Here is a 21,837-nt window from a genome sequence, read left to right as displayed (position 1 = left end):
TATAAAAATTTAACATTTAAATCCTTAAAAGAAAGCTAATTATTTTGATTATTATTAAAAAATGAGCTTTTATTTAAACTTGAAAGCCATTGATTTTAGGATTTATCATAAAAAATGAGTATATTTAAGTTTATTTAAATTTGATATTTATGGGAATAAAGAGTTTTCAAGGAGCCAGAAGAAACCAGTCTAATACTGCCGACACACAGTCATTAAGCGTTAGCGACTATATGACTACCGACTTAATTACGTTTACACCAGACCAAAGCATTGAAAGTGTTATGGAAGCCATAATAAAAAACAGGATTTCTGGTGGACCAGTAGTTAATGATAAACATGAGTTGATTGGTATTATTTCTGAAGGTGATTGCATCAAACAAATTAGTGAAAGTCGTTATTACAATATGCCAATGCAAGACCAAACCATTGAAAAGCATATGGTTCAGAATGTGGAAACTATTGACGGCAATATGAACATTTTTGATGCAGCCAATAAGTTCCTGAGCGCAAAAAGACGCCGTTTCCCAATCGTTGAAAACGGTAAATTAGTGGGACAAATAAGTCAAAAAGATATACTAAAAGCTGCCATGCAGCTAAAAGGCCATAACTGGAAATAAAATTATAATCTGTCATTAACTTTTTGCAAAGCTATTGGTTCAACTGTAACCAATAGCTTTTCTTTTTTTGTTCCCGATAAAGTCAATATTTTTGAATAGGAATACCCTTCAACAGGTTGTTTTAACGTTTTCCATTGGGCAATTCCTTTTACGGAGATGGGCTCATTAAGTTCTATAATACCTTCTTTGAAGCGCATCCTTTTGTTTATACAAAAAAACGAGTGCTTTTTTTATTGTGCATTTTAAGATAAGCTTCCAGCTTTTCAGGAGCATCATTTCTAAATCCCGAATTTTTCGCAAAGTCTTTTACCAAATAAAACCGACGCATACATTTATGCATAGAACCTATTTTAACGATGGCCGTTTCGGAGTTGCTTTCAATAAAAAAGTCTTGTGATTTTTGGTCATTAATTATTTTTCGCCAATTTTTGTTTCCCTTTACTTCTAATAGAATATGGCCATACACACACTTTCTTCCGCTCAACGGAGCTATTAATGGCTCACCCAGGTGTTTTGCTTTACCTATTGTTTTAGCATATTCTTTTTCCTGAATTCGATGAATAGGTTTTCGTCTACTTTTTTTAAACTCCCGAAGCATTATATTTTTGTTGCTGTAGTAAAATAAAATCAAGCCAATAATAATAACCACCTAAAACATTATTACAGGCATCAAAATCCCAGAAAAGCCATTTAAAACAAACATACTAACAACCATAGGCAATTAACTTTCTCTTTTAACCAGAGCATAGTAATCGCCATCCAAAGGCAGGTAACCCTGATCGTAAACAAAGTAATATACTTTGCCGGATTTAGTAGTATAAATGCTTGTAAAATAGTTAAAATCAAAACCTGCTTCAATAAGCTTTCCTCTTGAAGCCGTGGTTTTTTGATTGGGATTAAGCTTTTCTAGAATCCGATAATTTTTTCTCAATCTATTATTGGTGTTCCTGATTAGGTTTTTGCTGTCTTTGTTGATTCGGTTGTTATAAGAATTTCTACAACCGTCACTACAGAACTTTTTATCGATTCTGCCAATAATCTTATCGCCACATTCCAGACATTGTTTTTTCATGCCACAATATATGAAAAATTATTCGTTTACAAACGACAACAAACATTTACAAACGATAATAAATAAGTAAAAACCGAATAACCTTTTAAGTTTGAGCAATATTTGCAGTGTCGAAACATAAGAACTCGATAGTATTAACTGTTTAACATTAAAATTTAAATTATGAGCACGCTAAGAAACAAAGTACAGTTGATTGGAAATTTAGGAAACGATCCGGAAATCATCAATCTAGAATCTGGTAAGACATTGGCAAAATTCAACATTGCCACTAACGAAAGTTACACCAACAACAAAGGAGAAAAAATAACTGACACACAGTGGCACAACATTGTGGCCTGGGGAAAAACGGCACAAATTATTGAAAAATACGTTTCAAAAGGTAAAGAAATTGCTATTGAAGGCAAGTTAACCTCGCGTAGTTACGACGATAAAGAAGGCAACAAACGCTACATCACAGAGGTGGTTTGTAGTGAATTGCTAATGCTTGGCAAGTAATCTTTTTTTGACCTTTAAATCTTAGTAAAGCCGGTTTTAGTACCGGCTTTACTTTTTAACATTATCAATATTAAAGTACCCTCCCTTGTTTTCGGTTCTTTCTAATGACTGTACAATAATAAGATGGGCAATGTTAACCATATTTCTTAGCTCACATAATGATGTGGATATTTTAGACTCCCTATACAAATCCTCGACTTCACTGTGAATCAAATCAATTCGCTTGATTGCCCTTTTTAACCGCCTGTTGCTTCTTACAATTCCAACATAATCGCGCATTAAGGCCTGTAATTCTTTTAAGTTATGCTGAATTAAAACATGCTCTTTAGTTATGGTTGTACCTTCATCATTCCAATCTGGAATTTCAATATTTACAGTTTCAATTTGATGTTCACAATGGTGTCTGTAAATATTATGAGCATAAACCAAAGCTTCTAAAAGCGAGTTTGATGCCAACCTATTGGCACCATGCAACCCTGTTCTAGAACATTCACCACAAGCAAATAAATTTTTAATGGTTGTTTTTCCTTTTGTATTCACCTTTATGCCTCCACACAAATAATGTGATGCTGGCACTACCGGTATCCAATCGGTTTCAACATTAATATGTCGTTTTAGACATTCACTATAGATATTGGGAAAATGGCTTTTAAAAGCCTCCATATCTAAATGGGTACAATCTAAATAAACATTAGTGTCTCCAGACTTTTTTAGTTCATTATCTATACTTTGTGAAACAATATCGCGAGAGGCCAATTCGGCTCTTTCATCATAATCGGGCATAAACCGATACCCCTTTTTGTTACGCAAATAAGCACCAAAACCACGAACCGCTTCAGAAATTAAAAATGACGACTCCCCTTTGGCCTCATAAAGCGCCGTTGGATGAAACTGCACAAATTCCATGTCTTCAATTCGGGCTTTGGCTCGGTAAGCCATAGCTATACCGTCTCCAGTGGCAATAACGGGGTTTGTGGTATGCCCATAAACACAACCTATACCACCTGAAGCCAACAAGGTGCTTTTTGCCTTTATGGTGAAAATTCTTCCTGTTTTTTGATCGAGAACATAGGCCCCAAAGCAGGTCAATTTGTCGGTAGAAGCGCTTTTAATGTGATGGTTTGTTACTATATCAATAGCAAAATGATGCGGTAAAATGGTTATATTGGGTAATTGGTGAACTCTTTGCAGCAGTGCACGTTCAATTTCATAACCAGTAATGTCTTTATGATGGACGATACGGTATTCTGAATGCCCACCTTCTTTTCCCAAATCAAATTTTCCGGCATCATCAACATCAAAATTGGCACCCCAAAGTAAAAGCTCTTCAAGTCTATCTGGGCCTTCCTCCACAACCATTTCTACAACGCCTTTCTGGCAAAGGCCATCACCTGCAATTAACGTATCCTGAATATGCTTTTTGAAAGAATCGTCTTCTTTATTTAAAACAATGGCCACACCGCCTTGGGCGTACTTTGTATTGGACTCGTCTTCATCCGCTTTTGTTACTATAACCACTTTCCTTTCGGGAAATTTTTCAGCTATTTTAACCGAGAAAGTTAAACCTGCAACACCAGAACCTATGACGAGATAATCTGAAGTCATGTTATGTTATTTAGACAACTCCAACATGCGCTGAATAGGCAATAAAGCGCGGTCTATTATGGCAGGGTTTACATCAATTTGAGGCGACTCGTTCAACAAACAGTCGTATAATTTTTGAAGGGTATTCATTTTCATGAAATGGCACTCGCTGCACGCACAGGTATTGTCTTCCTTTGCTGGCGCAGGCACCAATTCAGTATTCGGCATTTCCAGTTGCATTTTATGGAGAATTCCCGCTTCTGTTGCAACTATAAACTTCTGGTCTTGATGTTCCTTTACATAATTAATCATTCCCGAAGTTGAACCAACATAGGTTGCGGTATCTAAAATATGAGTTTCAGATTCGGGGTGCGCTATAATTTTATAATCGGGGTGCTTTTTGTGAAGTTCAATCAATTTATCCATTGAAAAAGCTTCATGAACCACACAACTACCATCCCAAAGTAGCATATCTCTGCCGGTTTCATTAATAATGTAACGTCCCAAATTTCTATCGGGCGCAAAAATAATTGGGGTCTTTTTAGGTATAGACTCCACAATTTTTAAAGCGTTAGAGGACGTACAAACAATATCGCTTAACGCCTTTATTTCTGCCGAGCAGTTTACATAAGTAATCACTATATGATCTGGATGTGCCTTTGTAAATTCCTCAAAGGCTTCCGGTGGACAAGAATCTGCCAAAGAACACCCTGCATTTAAATCGGGCAAAACAACCGTTTTACTAGGATTTAAAATTTTAGCCGTTTCAGCCATAAAATGCACGCCGGCAAATACGATAATATCAGCATCGGTTTCGGCAGCCCTTTGCGATAGGCCCAAACTATCTCCTACATAATCTGCAATATCCTGTATTTCGCCAACCTGATAGTAGTGCGCCAAAATCACAGCATTCTTTTCTTCCTTTAGCCTTTTAATTTCTTTTACTAAATCCATTTTAAACTATAAAAGTATGATTACAAAACTAGCTGCGTAAAGTAAATGCGGCCATTTTTATGCAAATATCCTAATTAATCTGTTTAATGGATTGCGTTTCGTTTAAAAAATATTCCCTTATAAAATACCTTCAACGATTTTATTGATTTTTTAAATAATTGTTAACCAAAGTCTTTAATAATTCAGAAAACAAAAAGCTAATTTAAAGCAAAACAGCATCTTTAGGCCTCAACTAGCTCTACTTCCATGGCCGTTAAAATACCTTCCAAATCTTGCTCGCTCCTATCCAATTCGTTTAAAACGGCGAACTTTACTTCAGAAAAAGTATCTTTTAGATTATTAAACAAGTTTTGGTAATAAGAAACTCCCAACTTTAAATTTTTAGCGAAAGTGGTTAAATATTTCTGTTCTTTTTTGCTCATTGAGCTTTTGGCTTCCTCTATTTTTTTTCTGAGGTAATCCATATAAATACCCAGTTCTTTAACAAACAAATTAGGCCTATCGCTATGTGAAACCATATTGTCTCGCCCATAGATATGGTCAGTAATATTAGCTAAACTCATAATTTTAGAATAATAGGCCATGTTAGGACCTGGACAAATAGAAACGCCTTCGCCTTCGGTTTTTGTATCTAAATCATAAGCCAAAAGTGCCGATGTACCCAAACCAACACAAGTACAAGATTTTTCTATTACTTTATCATATTGTTTTTGATATTCGTCGGCATTCAACCCTGCGCCTTCGAGCCCTTTTATTTTTAAATATTGAAACTCTCTGGAAGCTGTACACATTCCAGTTTCTTTAAACTCTTTGTTTAGCGCTACAAACTTTTTAGGACACGAACTGCCCGGTCTACCTTTATCTATTAAAACCTGCTTTTCAATATCCTTCGTGTTATTTTTCAGGTTGTTAAATGGCACGCCCAAAGGAGAAATATCGCTTAAATACAAATCCTCTTCTTTAGCTTTTTCTAATTTTTTTAGAGTTTTGGCATCAACGGTTGTAGCCTCTGGCACAAGCAAAAATGGACTTCCCCATCCCACAGAATCTAAATTATAGTGCTCTAACAAAAAGTTGTGTTCCTCCTGTGTACCAACACCTCCTTGAGCTGTAATTTGAAATGATAATTCCTCGCTTGGAACAGCTCGATTCTGTCTTAACAACTCTTCTTTTATAACATTGAAAATGGTTGCTTGCAACGCATTTCGGTTTTCTTTAAACTCATTGAGTACTGGCCCTAGAAGATAACCATCGGTGGCAAATGCATGCCCTCCGCAATTGAGTCCAGATTCTATTCGATACTCTGAAACCCACAAGCCCTTTTTGGCCAAAAACTTACCTTGAATCAAGGCTGACCTATAATCACTTACCTTTAAAATAATACGTTTTTTAAAATGCCCCTTTGCATCTGGATAAAAATCATCAAACTGTGCCATGTAGGCATAAAGTCTTGGGTTCATTCCAGCCGAAAGCACGACAGAAGAATTCAATTTACTTTTTGCAAAGCCCCTTAAAGCTGCATGGGCATCATTAAATTCAACGGGAAGTTTTTCGTCCTTTTGGTAATTGTCCTTATCAACCTTGGTCATAATATTAACATCAATGGCACCCATTACCAGGTTTTCTGAAGTCCACTTATTTATTTCGGCATCATCGAGTTGTTTTGAGATTAAATTTTCAAACTCACTTTTTAACTTCGAGCCACTGGGAAGCATATTTATATAAGCTAAAAGCTCTTTGTTAACTTTTGCCGTAACATTTTTTAATGCTTGGAAATTTTTATCCGCCAAATCGTTGATTAGGTTCAGGTAAGAGGTTATTCTTTTGGCCCTAAAGTCTTCAACTTTATTGGTAATTTCTTTATAAGGTATCTCAAACTTTTCGCTGTACATTTTTCTTAATTTCTCAAGTAAAATATCATCTACCAAAGAAATCACGGAATCCATTCCATACTGAGCCACCTTTAAAGGTGTATCAACAGTGAAACCAATGCCCATTACCGGAATGTGAAACGTGTGCGCTTTTTTCATGTTTTTTATATTTGATCGACAAAGGTAAATAGTTATGTTATGGCAGAATATGACAAATATCATACTACATTCTCATACAATTGATGAACTAATGGAGGAAAAAACTGAAAACAACCCCATAATTAATTAAAAAGATAGGGCCATAGCCCCCATTTTATTTAATTATTCTTAATCAGGTTTCTTTAAAGGATAAAATTTGATAAAACTTAAAACAGGCTGTGTTGTTTAGGTCTAGCTTTAGTATTTTTATGCTTAATTTTCAATAGAAAAAAAAATTATATGTCAGTAGAGCCAAAATTAACTAGATTCAACCAAAGTGTTTTGTCAAAGTATCAAATATACAATAGTATATTCATGACTTTACCTTTTGATTCGGTTACAAAAACCGGAGTTTTGCTCCCTTTATTTCATGAAACATGCGAAAAGGGCTTTAAACAAGGAGACGACCCCACCACTATAGTTGATACCTTTTTCAAGAAATACCAAGCACGTCGTACCAAAGAAAGCCAAATAAATCTTCTTTTTAGGTTTATACAATATATTGAAAGGCAAGTTGTACTGTTTGACGCCATTGAGGATGCCGCTTTTCCGGTAGTGAATAACATGGAAGGTGTTGGTACATTAAGAAACCTTAAAGGGTCTGCAAATTCTGAAGGCAAGTTAGAAGAGTTAAAACAATATCTTGATGAGTTTAAAGTTAGAATAGTACTAACGGCCCATCCCACACAGTTTTACCCAGGCTCGGTACTTGGTATTATAACGGATTTAACCGAGGCCATCAAGGAAAACAACCTTTCTGAAATCAACAACTTGTTTGGACAATTGGGAAAAACGCCTTTTTTTAAGCACACAAAGCCCACACCTTACGATGAAGCTAAAAGTTTAATCTGGTATTTAGAAAACGTATTTTACGAATCATTTAGCGAAATTTACAATTACATACAGCAAAATATCTATACGGATGGCAAAAAGCACAATGAGATTATAAACATTGGATTTTGGCCCGGTGGCGATAGAGATGGTAACCCGTTTGTAAAACCAGAAACCACTTTAAAAGTAGCCAACAAACTCAAGCAAGCCGTACTTAAAAAATATTACCAAGACCTAAAAAAACTAAGAAGAAAGCTTACGTTTAGAGGGGTTGAAGAGCGTATTATAAAATTGGAAACCATTTTATACAAATACAGCATAGACCTCAACAGGAAAAAAACCATAGATTCCAAAGAATTAATTAAAGAGCTTCTTAGTATAAGACAGGTTATTATTGATGAGCACCAATCACTATATGTTGCCGAAATTAACAACCTAATTAATAAGGTGCATATGTTTGGATATAATTTTGCTACGCTAGACATAAGGCAAGACAGCCGCATACACCATTCAGTTTTCACAACGGTTATAGATCATTTAATAGCACAGGGTAACTCTTCGTTCCCAGATAACTATCACGATTTATCTGAAAGTGAACAAATTGAAATTCTTTCAAAAGCTAACGACAGTATTGAAGACTTAGATGCTTTTGAAGACGAAATGGTACGTAATACCCTTAAGACTATTTCAATAATTAAAGACATCCAAAAGAGCAATGGCGAACGCGGAGCGAACCGCTATATAATAAGCAACAACCAAACAGCTTTAAATATGATGCAGCTGTTTGCTATGCTTAAAATTGTTGCCTTTAAAGATGAACTAACGGTTGATGTAGTGCCTTTATTTGAAACCATTACCGACCTGGAAAATGCGCCAGGCGTTATGGAACAATTGTACACCAACCCAGAATATATGGCCCACTTAAAGGCCAGAGGCATGAAACAAACCATAATGCTAGGTTTCTCTGACGGAACTAAAGATGGTGGTTACTTAATGGCTAACTGGGGAATTTATAAAGCTAAAGAACTGCTTACCGAAATGTCTAGAAAATATGATGTTACTGCCATATTTTTTGACGGACGAGGTGGACCACCAGCACGTGGAGGAGGTAAAACCCACCAATTCTATTCATCTTTGGGGCCAACAATTGAAGATAAAGAAGTACAGTTAACTATACAGGGACAAACTATTAGCTCTAATTTCGGGACTTTAGATTCGTCTCAGTACAACCTTGAGCAGTTAATTAGTTCTGGTATTATGAATAAACTCAAGGAAAAGAACAGAATGTCTGACGAAGACAGGGCGGTTATGAATGATTTGGCAGAGACGAGCTACCAAACCTATAAAGACTTTAAAAGCCACGAGATGTTTATTCCTTATTTAGAACGCATGAGCACTTTAAAATACTACGCCAAAACCAATATAGGCAGTAGACCATCCAAAAGAGGAAACTCAGATAAATTGGTGTTTTCAGATTTACGTGCCATTCCGTTTGTTGGGTCATGGAGCCAGTTAAAGCAAAATGTACCAGGTTTCTTTGGTGTTGGTACGGCATTGAAACAATATGAAGACAGAGGTGAATTTGATAAAGTAGAGCAACTTTACAAAAACTCTAAATTCTTCAAAACACTGTTGGAAAACAGTATGATGTCCTTAACAAAATCATTCTTCGACCTTACAAAATACATGTCTAACGACGAAGAATTTGGTGCGTTTTGGAACATTATCCACGAAGAATACTTGACCACTAAAAGTCTATTGCTTAAATTAACAGGATACGAAGATCTGATGGAAAACGAACCTTCTGGTAAAGCCTCCATTCAGGTAAGAGAATCGATTGTTTTACCACTTTTAACCATTCAGCAATACGCCCTTAAAAAGGTTCAAGAATTTGAAAAAGCCGGAATTGATAACGATGAGAAAAAGATTTTTGAAAAAATAGTTACCCGATCGTTATTTGGTAATATTAACGCCAGTAGAAACTCGGCTTAATACAAGAATGATTATATACATAAAAAGGGCTAATTCTTTCGAATTAGCCCTTTTTATGCGTAAATAATTCTCTACTATTTAATTTAAGGTATCGCCGCCTTTACTACCTGTTCGAATTCTAAAAGCCTCTCCGATGTCAGAAACAAAAATTTTACCATCGCCCACTTCGCCTGTACTTGCGGATTTTATAATGGCTCCAATGGCGGCTTCAGCAAAATCATCATTAACTACTATAGAAAGATACCTTCTTTGAATATCACTTGTGCTATAGGAGATACCCCTATACACATGACCTTCTTTTTCGTTACCCAATCCGGTAACATCCCAATAAGAAAAAAAGTTAACCCCAACATCGTGAAGGGCCTCTTTAACCAAACTAAACTTAGATTTTCTTATAATTGCTTCAATTTTTTTCATGATTTTAAAAATATAATAAACTATTCAAACACTCTTAAATTTAAATCAGTATTCAAGATAACAAAAAAAAGGATGCCTTTTTAAAAAGGCATCCTTAATTATATCAAATTTAATTTATTATATATTAATGCTCATTCAATCTAAAATCAGCATAAGCATCCATACCGTGCTCGTGAGCATCAAGCCCTTCCAATTCTTCTTTTTCAGAAACCCTGATACCTACAGTTTTCTTCAACACAAAGAATATTAAGAATGAAGACGCTATACAAATTCCTGCGTAGCAAGCTACACCTGTTAATTGAGCTATGAATGTATGGTCTGGATTAGTAGAGAAAATACCAACTGCCAAAGTACCCCAAATACCACATACTAAATGAACCGCAATAGCACCAACAGGGTCGTCTAATTTAATAGCATCAATAAAACTAACAGCAAATACAATAAGTGCACCTGCAATAGCACCAATGATGATTGCACTTTCTGGTGTCATAACATCTGCACCAGCAGTAATACCAACCAAACCACCTAAAATACCATTTAAGAACATGGTTAAATCAAGGTTTTTATACTTTAAGAACGAAACCAAAGCAGCAACTACACCGCCAGCAGCAGCAGCCAAACACGTTGTAACTAAAGTTAACGACGTTAATTCTGGATCAGCTGAAAGCACAGAGCCTCCATTAAAGCCAAACCATCCTAGCCAAAGTATAAGCACACCTGCGGTTGCCATAGGAATACTATGACCAGGAATCGCTTGCGCTTTTCCGTTTTTAAATTTACCTATTCTAGCACCCAATAACCAAACGGCTACTAAAGCAGCCCATCCTCCAACTGAATGCACTAAAGTAGAACCAGCAAAATCATAGAATCCTAATTGATCTAAGAATCCGCCACCCCATTTCCATGATCCAGCAATTGGGTAAATAATACCTACATATAGTACAGTAAATATCATAAAAGGTCCAATTTTTATACGCTCTGCAACAGCTCCAGAAACAATAGTGGCTGCAGTGGCTGCAAACATACCTTGAAATAAGAAATCTGTCCACCAAGTGTAACCACCATCAGCGTATTCTGTTGTCATTCCATTTTCTGGTGCAGCAATTCCGAATCCTGCAAAATCAAAAACCCCAGCAGAACCTTCTGCAAATCCAGGGTACATTAAATTGAAACCTGCTATATAATATAGTAGCAGCCCTGCCGTGATAATAAATATGTTTTTAAATAATATGTTTATTGTATTTTTTTGTCTTGTTAGCCCGATTTCTAAAAATGCAAAACCTGTATGCATAAAGAAAACCAATGCTGTACAGATCATCATCCATACATTGTTTGCTGTAAATAATCCTTCCATTATAATTGTTTTTTATGTTTTGTATTAATTATTTTAAAGTTTCTCCGCCTTTTTCACCTGTTCGTATTCTGTAGCACTCATCTATATCTGATACGAATATTTTACCATCACCTACTTCGCCCGTTCCAGCAGAACTTATAATGGTTTGAACTGTTTTTTCTGCAAAATCATCATTTACAACTATCGATAAATATCTACGTTGAATATCACTAGTACTATATGACACACCTCTGTAAACATGTCCTTCTTTCTCATTACCAAGACCGGTTACATCCCAATAAGAAAAGAAGTTTACACCTACGTCGTGCAACGCATCTTTTACAACGTTGTATTTTGATTTTCTAATAATTGCTTCAATTTTTTTCATAATCTGTAATCTTATTTAATTTTAGTTTGCTAAAACTAGGAAATTATTTGATTCCCCTAAAACACTTATTTATTGTACTTTGCCAAATATTCAAAAAGTGCCCTTAAACAAAGGCACCTTTTGACATTCTTATAATCTTATTTTACTCTTCAACTTCTCTTTGTCTCTTACCTGGGTAAGCGATTGAACCATGCTCTGCCCAGTCTAGACCATCAATTTCTTCTTTTTCAGAAACTCTAAGTCCAACTGTTACTTTCATAATATATAGGAATATGAAAGATAAAACCATAGCCCAAATAGCGTAAGCAATAACTCCGATAGCTTGAGCTCCTAGTTGAGCAGCTCCACCACCATTGAACAAACCTATACCAGCGTCACCGTCAACACCCCAAAGACCAATCACTAAGGTTCCCCAGGCTCCGGCTACACCGTGAACAGAAATAGCACCTACAGCATCATCAATTTTTAACGTTTTTTCTATAAAACCAATTGATAACACAACTAGTAAACCACCTACTAATCCAGCTAATACGGCACCACCTTCCGTCATGTTACCACAACCAGCAGTTATACTTACCAAACCAGCAAGAGCACCATTTAAAGTCATACTTAAATTTGGTTTTCCATTTTTAAACCAAGTAAACAATAAAGCACCTAAAGCACCAGCAGCAGCAGCTAAATTTGTAACAAGTACAACTTGAGAAGCTCCGGTAGCATCATCGCCACCCCATGCCAACTGAGAACCACCGTTAAAACCAAACCATCCTAACCAAAGGATAAAAACACCTAAAGTAGCGTACATTTGGTTGTGACCGTGCATTTCGATTGGTTTACCGTTAAGGAACTTACCAATTCTAGGACCTACCATCCACGCGGCAATCAAGGCAGCCCATCCACCAACAGAGTGAACTATTGAAGAACCTGCAAAATCGATAAATTCGGCTGGCATAATACCATCAGTATTATTTAACCATCCGCCATTCCATTCCCATCCACCAGCTATTGGGTAAATAAAGGCCGTTAGTATAACACTAAAAATGGCATATGTTGTAAATTTTGTTCTTCCTGCAATAGCTCCAGAAACAATAGTTGCTGCAGTAGCGGCAAATACCGTTTGGAAGAATAAATCGGCAGCGCCCTGAGAGAAAATAAAACCACCCCAATGGAAAAAACCTCCACCTTGATCGGCACCGTACATTAATGAATACCCTATGAACCAGAAAGCCAAAGAACCAACTGCGATGTCCAAGAAGTTTTTCATGGCAATGTTTACCGCGTTCTTTGAATCTGTCATACCAGACTCAACTAAGAAGAATCCAGCTTGCATAAAGAATACTAGAATACCTGAAATTAGCATCCACAGCATTCCCATGTCGCCTTCTATTGCGGCGGTATCTTGAATTATAAGGGGCATATTTAATATTGACATAATAAATAATTTTTAGGGTTAGTTAATTATTAAGAATAAAACAGGTTCTTTATTGAGTAATGAACCTGCCTTATTCATTTTTGTTATATTCTTTTTACATCCCTTAGAATGTAACTATAGCAGCTAAAGTAAATGCAGCTAAACTATCTGTACCAACTCCATCACTGTCAACAAAGTTTCCGTAAAATTGACCATCATCTTGATTAGTTAAAGCGTCTAGTCTAATTTCTGGTTTGATAATTAGGTTATCTACAGTATAACTTCCAGTTAAAGTTGTAGCGAATACAGATGGTAAATCATCTCCATCACCATGTATAGCAAAATACTCACCCCTTAAACCTACAGAAAAGCTATCAGAAGTAGCAATTTGTGGGTATAGGGCAGCACCGTAGAAACCAGAACCGTCATTATCATTATAAGCAGCATTGATACCTAAGAAGAAAGCATCTGACAAGTCAAAGCCACCAGTATAGTCAACTTCAAAACCTAATCCACCGGCATTCCCGCTATCATAGTAAAAGTTAAGGTATTGGCCATAAGCACCTAATTGAGCTCCAAGCGCATATTCACCACTCATAGATATATCATTTGTATCCCATGGGTTAGTAACAGCTAACATTAAGCTAAAATCATCAGACAAAGCAAAATCTGCTTTTAAACCCATATGAGAGAAAGGTCCGCTTGAAAACAAATACGAGCAGCTGTAGTTAAAGTTTGCTGCTGGAGCAATAACTTCATAGCCTAAGAACGTATTCCATCTACCAAATGTTAAGGTAGTACCTTCAGACACATTCCAATAAACATAAGCTTGATTAACAATACCATCAACAATATCTGTATTAAAAGTAGCACCCGCACCTCTTGGGCCAGTAACTAAATCTAAAACCGCACCTACTTTTTCTCCTTCATAACTAGCAATAATGTTACCCATACCTAATGCGAAGCCAGATTTACCAGCAAAAGCAGTACCGAATGTGGCACCAACATTATCTGGAGCTGTTAGATAAGTTTGATAATAAGCATCAACACTACCACTTATGGTAAGCTTGCTCGCTTCTTCCTGAGCAAATAAACTAAATGCCATTAAGAACATTGAAAGTGTAATAAATTTTTTCATAATTGTTTTCATTTAAGTTATTAATTCTTGTTGTTAATTTTTCTTTAAGAACGGCGTAAAACTATGTGAAAAACTTTTAACCCCCACAAAAAATAGGGGTGATTAATTTATTTTTATCAATATTCTAATTTACCCCCCTTTTTTTTAAGGGTATTCATTAAATTTTTACATTTTTTAATATTTCAACAAAGACCGCATTTGTATTATTGTCAGTATTTTCCATTTTTTTATAACATTTTTATGGTTAATTGGATTATTCGTTAACTATAATTAACATATCCGTATTTATATTGAAAAAATATCCGTTTGAATATTTATTAAAAAAGCGGAGTAATATTGATATATAATTATTTTCACCTCATATTAGCCTCTAAAATCGAAATAATGAAAAGCACATTATTGTAATTTAAAAACTAGTGCATATCTTTACGTTTCAACTCAAGTTTTAAAACCAATAATTGTTGATTATGCTGACGAAACAAGGACTTTATTTACCAGAATACGAACACGCAAATTGCGGGGCTGGTTTCATTTGTAATCTTAAGGGCGAGAAAACAAATCAAATCATTCATGACGCCTTAGAGATTTTGGTAAAATTAGAACACCGAGGCGGTGTAAGTGCTGATGGAAAAACCGGTGATGGAGCGGGTTTACTTATTGATATCCCTCATGATTATTTTAAACGTGTTTGTGATTTTAACATACCCGAGCAAAGAGAGTATGCTGTAGGTATGGTTTTCTTACCAAAAAATACAAACCAATATATATTTTGTAAAACTACTTTCGAAAACGAAGTTAAGGCTCAAGGTTTATCAGTTTTAGGATGGAGACAAGTACCTGTAGACTCTAGCCAATTAGGAGAAATAGCAAAGGCTTCAGAACCTAATATAGAACAAATATTTATTGGCAAAACTGAAGATATTGATGAAGCCACATTTAAGGCTAAACTATACGCTGCTCGTAAAATCACTGAGCATGAAATATTAAACTCAAAAATATCTGAAAGCCTATATTTCTACATACCAAGTTTATCATCAACCACCTTAATCTATAAAGGCATAATCATGCCAGAAGACATCGGTCCTTATTATACCGATTTACAGCAAATAGATTTAGTAACACGTTTGGCACTAGTACACCAGCGTTTCTCTACCAACACCATGCCAACTTGGGAACTGGCTCAGCCATTCCGTTTTATGTGTCAAAATGGAGAAATCAATACACTAAGAGGAAACGTGAGTAGAATGCGTGTACGTGAGGAAATTATGAAAAGTGAAGTTTTCGGACCGCAAATCGAAAAATTGTTCCCAATTATATTGCCAGGAAAATCTGATTCTGCTTCTATGGATATGGTTGTAGAATTATTAACGCATACTGGGCGTTCCCTACCAGAAATCATGATGATGATGATTCCTGAAGCTTGGGAAAAACATGCCACCATGAGTGAAGATAAAAAGGCATTTTACGAATACAATGGCTGTATCATGGAACCATGGGATGGACCTGCGTCAGTGCCTTTCACAGATGGTGATTACATAGGCGCATTACTTGACAGAAATGGTTTAAGACCATCAAGATATACGGTTACCAAAAGTGGTAAATTAATCATGTCTTCTGAAATTGGTGTTGTAAATGTACCTCCTTCAGATGTTGAAAGCCACGGTAGATTAGAGCCTGGAAAAATGTTCTTGGTAGACATGAACGAAGGCCGTATTATTGAAGACGAAGAAATTAAATCCAAAATTGTTTCAGAAAGACCATATAAAGAATGGTTGGACAAAACACGTTTGCACTTAAGAGACGTGCCATACACTAACGAAACTTGTCCGATAGAAACTATCGATATAAAAACAAGACAACGTTTATTCAATTACACGTTTGAAGATATTCAAGAGGTTATTACTCCAATGGCCATTGTGGGCAAAGAAGCACTGGGTTCTATGGGAATAGATACGCCTTTGGCCGTATTATCTGATAGACCTCAACTTATTTCAAACTACTTTAAACAATTGTTCGCTCAGGTTACCAACCCACCTTTGGATGGTATTCGAGAAGAAATTGTAACCGATATTAGTTTGAATTTAGGTAAAGACCGAAACATTTTCAGCATTACAGAAAGACAATGTAGAAAATTAAGAATTCAGAATCCGGTTATTTCCAATGCCGATTTAGAAAAAATCAGAACGATTTCAATCGATGGTTTTAAAACTGAAACTATTCATATTCTATATCCAAAAGCCCAAGGATTAAATGGACTTGAAGATGCGCTTGAAGATATTATCATTCAAGTTACGAAAGCTTTAGAAAGAGGTACCAACATTATTATATTATCAGATAGAGGTGTAAATAAAGACTACGCTCCAATACCTTCTTTATTGGCGTGTTCTTACGTAAACCACCAAATGAATCGCTTACGTAAGCGTTCATATTTCGATATTATTATTGAATCTGCTGAGCCTCGTGAGCCGCACCACTTTGCCACTTTGTTTGGTTATGGTGCTAGTGCCATCAACCCATATATGGTGAATGAAATCATCAGAATGCAGGTAAAGGAAGGCTTTATTGAAAATATGAACGAAGACCAAGCCGTTGAAAACTTTAACAAAGCTATTGGCAAAGGTCTGTTGAAAATCATGAACAAAATTGGAATCTCAACATTACATTCTTACCGAGGTTCACAAATTTTCGAAATTGTAGGTTTCAACTCTGCCTTTGTTGAAAAATACTTCCCATATACCGCTTCAAGAATCGAAGGTATTGGTTTATATGAAATTGAAAAAGAAATCAACGAACGTTATAAACTAGCGTATCCAGATAAATTGATAGATAAGCGTTTAGGCCTAAACATTGGGGGCGATTATCGTTGGAGACGTAACGGTGAGCGCCACTTGTTCAACCCAACAACCGTTTCCAAATTACAACAAGCCGTTCGCTTGAGTGACCAAGCCAGCTACGATGTTTATGCTAAAGCCATTAACGAACAAGCCGAGAATTTAATGACCATTCGTGGTTTATTCGAGTTTGACAACCTGGATCCTATTCCTATTGATGAAGTAGAGCCATGGACGGAAATTGTAAAACGTTTTAAAACAGGTGCGATGTCTTACGGGTCTATCTCCAGAGAAGCCCACGAAAACTTGGCCATTGCCATGAATCGTATTGGAGGTAAATCGAACTCTGGCGAAGGCGGCGAAGACCGCAAACGTTTCCAAAAAGATGTAAATGGCGATAGCCGAAATTCAGCGATAAAACAAGTCGCATCAGGTCGTTTTGGGGTAACTTCACATTACCTAACAAACGCTAGAGAAATTCAAATTAAAATGGCCCAAGGTGCAAAACCTGGTGAAGGTGGTCAATTACCTGGCGAAAAAGTATTGCCATGGATTGCCGCGGCACGTAACTCGACACCTTTTGTAGGGTTGATTTCACCGCCACCGCATCACGATATTTACTCCATTGAAGATTTAGCGCAATTAATCTTCGATCTTAAAAATGCTAACCGGGATGCTAGAGTTAATGTTAAATTAGTATCAGAAGTTGGTGTAGGAACCATTGCTGCTGGTGTTGCAAAAGCAAAAGCCGATGTAGTTTTAATTTCTGGTTACGATGGTGGTACGGGAGCATCTCCACTAACATCGTTGAAACATGCCGGTTTACCTTGGGAGCTTGGTTTGTCAGAAGCGCAACAAACTTTAGTACTGAATAATTTAAGAAGTCGAATTGTTGTAGAATGTGATGGCCAACTAAAAACAGGTCGCGATGTTGCCATTGCTGCATTGCTAGGTGCCGAAGAATTCGGATTTGCAACAGCGCCATTAGTGGCTTCAGGTTGTATTATGATGCGTAAATGCCACCTTAATACTTGTCCAGTTGGTATTGCCACCCAAGATAAAGAGCTACGTAAAAACTTTAAAGGCACACCAGAACACGTTATTAACTTCTTCTATTACATTGCTGAGGAGTTAAGAGGAATTATGGCTCAATTAGGATTTAGAACTTTGGCCGAAATGGTTGGTCAAACGCATAAAATTAATGCCAATAAAGCCATTAAACATTACAAAGCTAAAGGATTGGATTTATCGAGCATCCTATACAGACCTAGAGCTTACAGTCAATTGCCAGTACGAAACACGGAAGAACAAGATCACAATCTTGAAAACGTATTAGACTTTACTATTTTAAAAGATTCTCACAGAGCTCTCTATAGAAAAGAAAAAACGAATTTATCATATCCAATTAACAACATTAACCGTACTGTTGGTGCTATTGTTAGTAACGAAATTTCCAAAATATACGGTCACCTAGGTTTACCAGAAGACACTTTGAATATCAATTTCACGGGTTCTGCAGGACAAAGTTTTGGTGCTTTTGGTGCACACGGTTTAACATTTACTATTGACGGAAACACCAATGACTATCTAGGTAAAGGTTTATCTGGAGCAAAACTTATTGTTAAAAAACCAGCCGAAGCAGACTTTATAGCTGCAGAAAATATTATTGTAGGCAATGTTTGCTTATTTGGAGCCGTTCAAGGACAGGCTTACATTAATGGTATCGCCGGAGAGCGTTTTGCTGTTAGAAACTCTGGAGCTTCCGCAGTCGTTGAAGGTGTAGGCGATCATTGTTGTGAATATATGACAGGTGGGAAAGTAGTTGTTTTAGGTAAAACTGGAAGAAACTTTGCCGCAGGTATGAGTGGCGGTATTGCTTATGTCTATGACCCTCAAAATAAATTTGTAAATGGTTTGTGCAACACTGAAACCATTGAATTTGAGGATATATCAGCTGAAGATTCAGCCGATTTAAAAGATCTTATAGAAAAACATGTAATTTATACAAACAGTACCCGTGGTAAGGAACTCCTAGCCAATTGGGATAAAACCTTAGGTGATTTTGTAAAAGTCATGCCAATAGAATACAAGCGTGCATTAAAGCGCTTAGAGACAGAAGAACAAATGGTTGAAGAATTAACAATAGCATAGTGTCATGGGAAAAGTAACTGGATTTAAAGAATTTGACAGACAAGATGAACAATACAAGCCCGTTGAAGACCGGGTAAAACATTATAAAGAATTTACAATTCCGTTAAGTGAAAAAGATATCAAACTACAGGGCTCGCGCTGTATGGATTGTGGTATTCCTTTTTGCCATAGTGGTTGTCCACTAGGCAATTTAATACCCGATTTTAACCACATGGTACATCAAGGTGAGTGGCAAAAAGCATCATGGATACTGCACTCTACAAATAATTTCCCTGAGTTTACTGGTAGATTATGTCCGGCTCCTTGTGAAAAATCTTGCGTATTGGGTATTATTGAAGACCCAGTAGCCATTGAAAATATAGAAAAACAAATTGTTGAACGAGCCTTCAAAGAAGGATGGATTAAACCCCAACCACCAAAAACGAGAACAGGAAAAACCATAGCCGTTGTTGGTTCTGGTCCTGCAGGTCTTGCCGCTGCACAGCAATTAAACAGAGCGGGACATACCATTACAGTTTTTGAAAGAGACGATGAAATTGGTGGACTTTTACGATATGGTATTCCAAATTTCAAAATGGAAAAGGAAATAATCGATAGACGTTTAGCCATTTTAGAAGCAGAAGGTATTGAATTCAAAACCAACGTAAACGTGGGGGTAAACTATGACGCTGAAGAGTTAAAAGCCTTTGATGCTGTTGTACTTTGTGGTGGAGCTACCGAGAAAAGAAGCCTGCCTACTCCAGGCATTGATGCAGATGGCGTGGTTCAAGCTATGGATTTCTTAACACAACAAACCAAAGTTCTTTTTGGTAAAAAAGTAGAAAACCAAGTGATGGCCACCGATAAAAATGTTATCGTTATTGGTGGTGGTGATACTGGTTCCGATTGTGTTGGAACCTCTAACCGTCATGGAGCCAAATCGGTAGTGAATTTTGAAATTATGCCGAAACCTCCAGGACACCGTTCGCCAACCACTCCTTGGCCGTTTTGGCCATTGCAGTTAAAAACATCCTCTTCACACGAGGAAGGTGTTGAACGTAATTGGTTAATAAACACTAAAGAATTCATTACAGACGAAAACAATAAGTTAACTGCTTTGAAAACTGTAAACGTTGAATGGAAAATGGTTCCGGGTGAGCGTCCTCAACTAATTGAAATTGAGGGTACCGAAAAAACATGGCCTTGCGATTTAGCTTTATTGGCTCTTGGTTTTACAGGTCCTGAAAGTACTTTAGCGGACAAATTAGGCATTGAAAAAGATGCCCGTTCGAACTACAAGGCTGAATACGGAAAGTATCAAACTAATATACCAAACATATTCACAGCTGGTGATATGCGCCGCGGACAATCCTTAATTGTTTGGGCCATTTCTGAAGGTCGTGAAGCAGCACGCCAGGTTGATTTATACTTAATGGGTAAATCTGATTTACCTTCAAAAGATATAACTGGCGATTTGGTTGCGCTCTAACGAATGAAGTAATTTATAATAAAAAATGCGAGCCAAAAAGCTCGCATTTTTTTTATCTATATTTTATATTTTCCTGCGAATTATTTTGCATTCTTAAAAAACTCCTCAGCCTTTTCAACCATGTTCTTACTACCACAGATAAATGGCACCCGTTCATGTAATTCGGTGGGCTGAATATCCATAATTCTAGTTTCACCGTCACTGGCCTTTCCGTTGGCCTGCTCTGCCAAAAATGCCATAGGATTACATTCATAAAGCAAGCGCAATTTCCCCTTAGGGTTTTTTGAACTCTGGGGGTACAAGTAAATGCCTCCCTTTATCATATTTCTGTGAAAATCTGAAACCAAAGAACCTATATACCTTGATGTATAAGGCCTATCTCCCTCTTCCTTCTGGCAGTACTTAATGTAATCTTTAATACCCTGTGGAAAATGGATATAATTCCCTTCGTTTACCGAATAAATATTACCATCTAACGAATATTCCATATCTGGATGCGACAAATAAAAGGAACCTATGGCAGGGTTAAGCGTAAAACCGTTTACACCAGCCCCAGTTGTATAAACCAACATCGTTGATGTTCCATAAACCACATAACCAGCAGCCACTTGTTCACTACCCTTCTGCAAAAAATCTTCCAGCGTAACAGGCGTTCCAACTGGAGTAACACGTCTGTAAATTGAAAATATAGTACCAACTGACACATTCACATCGATGTTTGAAGAACCATCCAAAGGATCAATCAAAACTACATATTTGTTACCGTGGTTTTCATCTTGGCTATTTATTGTTATAAAATCATCTTCTTCTTCGCTGGCAATACCACAAACAATATTTCTCTTAGTCATGGTTTGTATAAACTTCGTGTTGGCGTAAACATCAAGTTTCTGCTGATCTTCACCTTGAATATTGGTATCTCCGGCAGCACCAATTATATCAACCAAACCAGCCTTATTTACCTCGTGATTAACTACTTTTGCCGCCAATCGAATGGAATTGAGCAAACTTGACAACTCTCCTGACGAGTATTTAAAAGATGCCTGATTTTCAATAATAAATTCGCCTAAAGTTTGTTTTTTATGTGCCATG

The 21,837-nt window shown here is 36.6% G+C and carries 17 protein-coding genes; 5 read left to right on the top strand and 12 right to left on the bottom strand.

From position 1 onward, the window contains the following. Positions 1 to 149: 149 nt before the first annotated feature. Positions 150 to 617, top strand: coding sequence for a CBS domain-containing protein (locus ACIEHO_RS03205; RefSeq protein ID WP_406968569.1), 468 nt, complete (start codon positions 150 to 152; stop codon positions 615 to 617). Positions 618 to 619: 2 nt separating this feature from the next. Here ACIEHO_RS03205 and ACIEHO_RS03200 read toward each other — a convergent pair whose 3' ends face one another. The 3 genes from ACIEHO_RS03200 to ACIEHO_RS03190 form a co-directional block, all read right to left on the bottom strand. Beyond that, the gene (locus tag ACIEHO_RS03200) at positions 620 to 814 is read right to left on the bottom strand and encodes a hypothetical protein (protein ID WP_406968567.1); all 195 of its coding nucleotides are present in this window, start codon (positions 812 to 814) and stop codon (positions 620 to 622) included. 8 nt (positions 815 to 822) lie between these two features. Continuing rightward, complete coding sequence (locus tag ACIEHO_RS03195; RefSeq protein ID WP_406968565.1) at positions 823 to 1,215, bottom strand: hypothetical protein; 393 nt, start codon at positions 1,213 to 1,215, stop codon at positions 823 to 825. Positions 1,216 to 1,338: 123 nt separating this feature from the next. Continuing rightward, positions 1,339 to 1,689, bottom strand: a complete 351-nt coding sequence (locus ACIEHO_RS03190; protein ID WP_406968563.1) for a hypothetical protein — start codon at positions 1,687 to 1,689, stop codon at positions 1,339 to 1,341. Between the two features lie 162 nt (positions 1,690 to 1,851). Here ACIEHO_RS03190 and ACIEHO_RS03185 point away from each other — a divergent pair, with 162 nt between their 5' ends. Then, positions 1,852 to 2,184, top strand: a complete 333-nt coding sequence (locus ACIEHO_RS03185; RefSeq protein WP_406968561.1) for a single-stranded DNA-binding protein — start codon at positions 1,852 to 1,854, stop codon at positions 2,182 to 2,184. A gap of 48 nt (positions 2,185 to 2,232) precedes the next feature. Here ACIEHO_RS03185 and nadB read toward each other — a convergent pair whose 3' ends face one another. The 3 genes from nadB to ACIEHO_RS03170 form a co-directional block, all read right to left on the bottom strand. Then, the gene (nadB, locus tag ACIEHO_RS03180) at positions 2,233 to 3,789 is read right to left on the bottom strand and encodes an L-aspartate oxidase (RefSeq protein ID WP_406968559.1); all 1,557 of its coding nucleotides are present in this window, start codon (positions 3,787 to 3,789) and stop codon (positions 2,233 to 2,235) included. Between the two features lie 6 nt (positions 3,790 to 3,795). After that, positions 3,796 to 4,722: a quinolinate synthase NadA gene (nadA, locus tag ACIEHO_RS03175; RefSeq protein WP_406968557.1), complete on the bottom strand. Its 927-nt coding sequence runs from the start codon at positions 4,720 to 4,722 to the stop codon at positions 3,796 to 3,798. Positions 4,723 to 4,943: 221 nt separating this feature from the next. Further along, the gene (locus ACIEHO_RS03170; protein ID WP_406968555.1) at positions 4,944 to 6,752 is read right to left on the bottom strand and encodes a hypothetical protein; all 1,809 of its coding nucleotides are present in this window, start codon (positions 6,750 to 6,752) and stop codon (positions 4,944 to 4,946) included. A 279-nt stretch (positions 6,753 to 7,031) separates the two neighbouring features. Between ACIEHO_RS03170 and ACIEHO_RS03165 the strand changes: the two genes are divergently transcribed. Further along, positions 7,032 to 9,614, top strand: coding sequence for a phosphoenolpyruvate carboxylase (locus ACIEHO_RS03165; protein ID WP_406968553.1), 2,583 nt, complete (start codon positions 7,032 to 7,034; stop codon positions 9,612 to 9,614). A 78-nt stretch (positions 9,615 to 9,692) separates the two neighbouring features. Here ACIEHO_RS03165 and ACIEHO_RS03160 read toward each other — a convergent pair whose 3' ends face one another. The 5 genes from ACIEHO_RS03160 to ACIEHO_RS03140 form a co-directional block, all read right to left on the bottom strand. Continuing rightward, entirely contained in the window at positions 9,693 to 10,031 is a 339-nt protein-coding gene (locus tag ACIEHO_RS03160; RefSeq protein WP_406968551.1) for a P-II family nitrogen regulator, read from the bottom strand. Positions 10,032 to 10,155: 124 nt separating this feature from the next. Then, positions 10,156 to 11,385: an ammonium transporter gene (locus ACIEHO_RS03155; protein ID WP_406968549.1), complete on the bottom strand. Its 1,230-nt coding sequence runs from the start codon at positions 11,383 to 11,385 to the stop codon at positions 10,156 to 10,158. A gap of 28 nt (positions 11,386 to 11,413) precedes the next feature. Further along, a complete protein-coding gene (locus ACIEHO_RS03150; RefSeq protein WP_406968547.1) occupies positions 11,414 to 11,752 on the bottom strand; it encodes a P-II family nitrogen regulator in 339 nt (112 codons plus the stop codon). 142 nt (positions 11,753 to 11,894) lie between these two features. After that, positions 11,895 to 13,181 carry an ammonium transporter gene (locus ACIEHO_RS03145; protein ID WP_406968545.1) on the bottom strand — a complete coding sequence of 429 codons (1,287 nt, stop codon included), beginning with the start codon at positions 13,179 to 13,181 and terminating at the stop codon, positions 11,895 to 11,897. 103 nt (positions 13,182 to 13,284) lie between these two features. Beyond that, entirely contained in the window at positions 13,285 to 14,298 is a 1,014-nt protein-coding gene (locus ACIEHO_RS03140) for an outer membrane beta-barrel protein (protein ID WP_406968543.1), read from the bottom strand. A 467-nt stretch (positions 14,299 to 14,765) separates the two neighbouring features. On the opposite strand from ACIEHO_RS03140, the gene gltB reads away from it, so the two are divergent. Together gltB and ACIEHO_RS03130 are read left to right on the top strand one after the other, a co-directional pair. Then, positions 14,766 to 19,280, top strand: coding sequence for a glutamate synthase large subunit (gltB, locus tag ACIEHO_RS03135; protein ID WP_406968541.1), 4,515 nt, complete (start codon positions 14,766 to 14,768; stop codon positions 19,278 to 19,280). Between the two features lie 4 nt (positions 19,281 to 19,284). Further along, a complete protein-coding gene (locus tag ACIEHO_RS03130; protein ID WP_406968539.1) occupies positions 19,285 to 20,748 on the top strand; it encodes a glutamate synthase subunit beta in 1,464 nt (487 codons plus the stop codon). Positions 20,749 to 20,828: 80 nt separating this feature from the next. Here ACIEHO_RS03130 and fbp read toward each other — a convergent pair whose 3' ends face one another. Continuing rightward, positions 20,829 to 21,836: a class 1 fructose-bisphosphatase gene (gene fbp, locus ACIEHO_RS03125; protein WP_406968537.1), complete on the bottom strand. Its 1,008-nt coding sequence runs from the start codon at positions 21,834 to 21,836 to the stop codon at positions 20,829 to 20,831. Between the last annotated feature and the right edge of the window lies 1 nt (position 21,837).

Origin of the sequence: Flavisericum labens (assembly GCF_045446075.1) — a bacterium.
In the GTDB taxonomy this organism is placed as follows: domain Bacteria; phylum Bacteroidota; class Bacteroidia; order Flavobacteriales; family Flavobacteriaceae; genus Flavisericum; species Flavisericum labens.
Note: the sequence above shows the minus strand (reverse complement) of the source record. Positions and strands in the feature narration are given on the sequence as shown.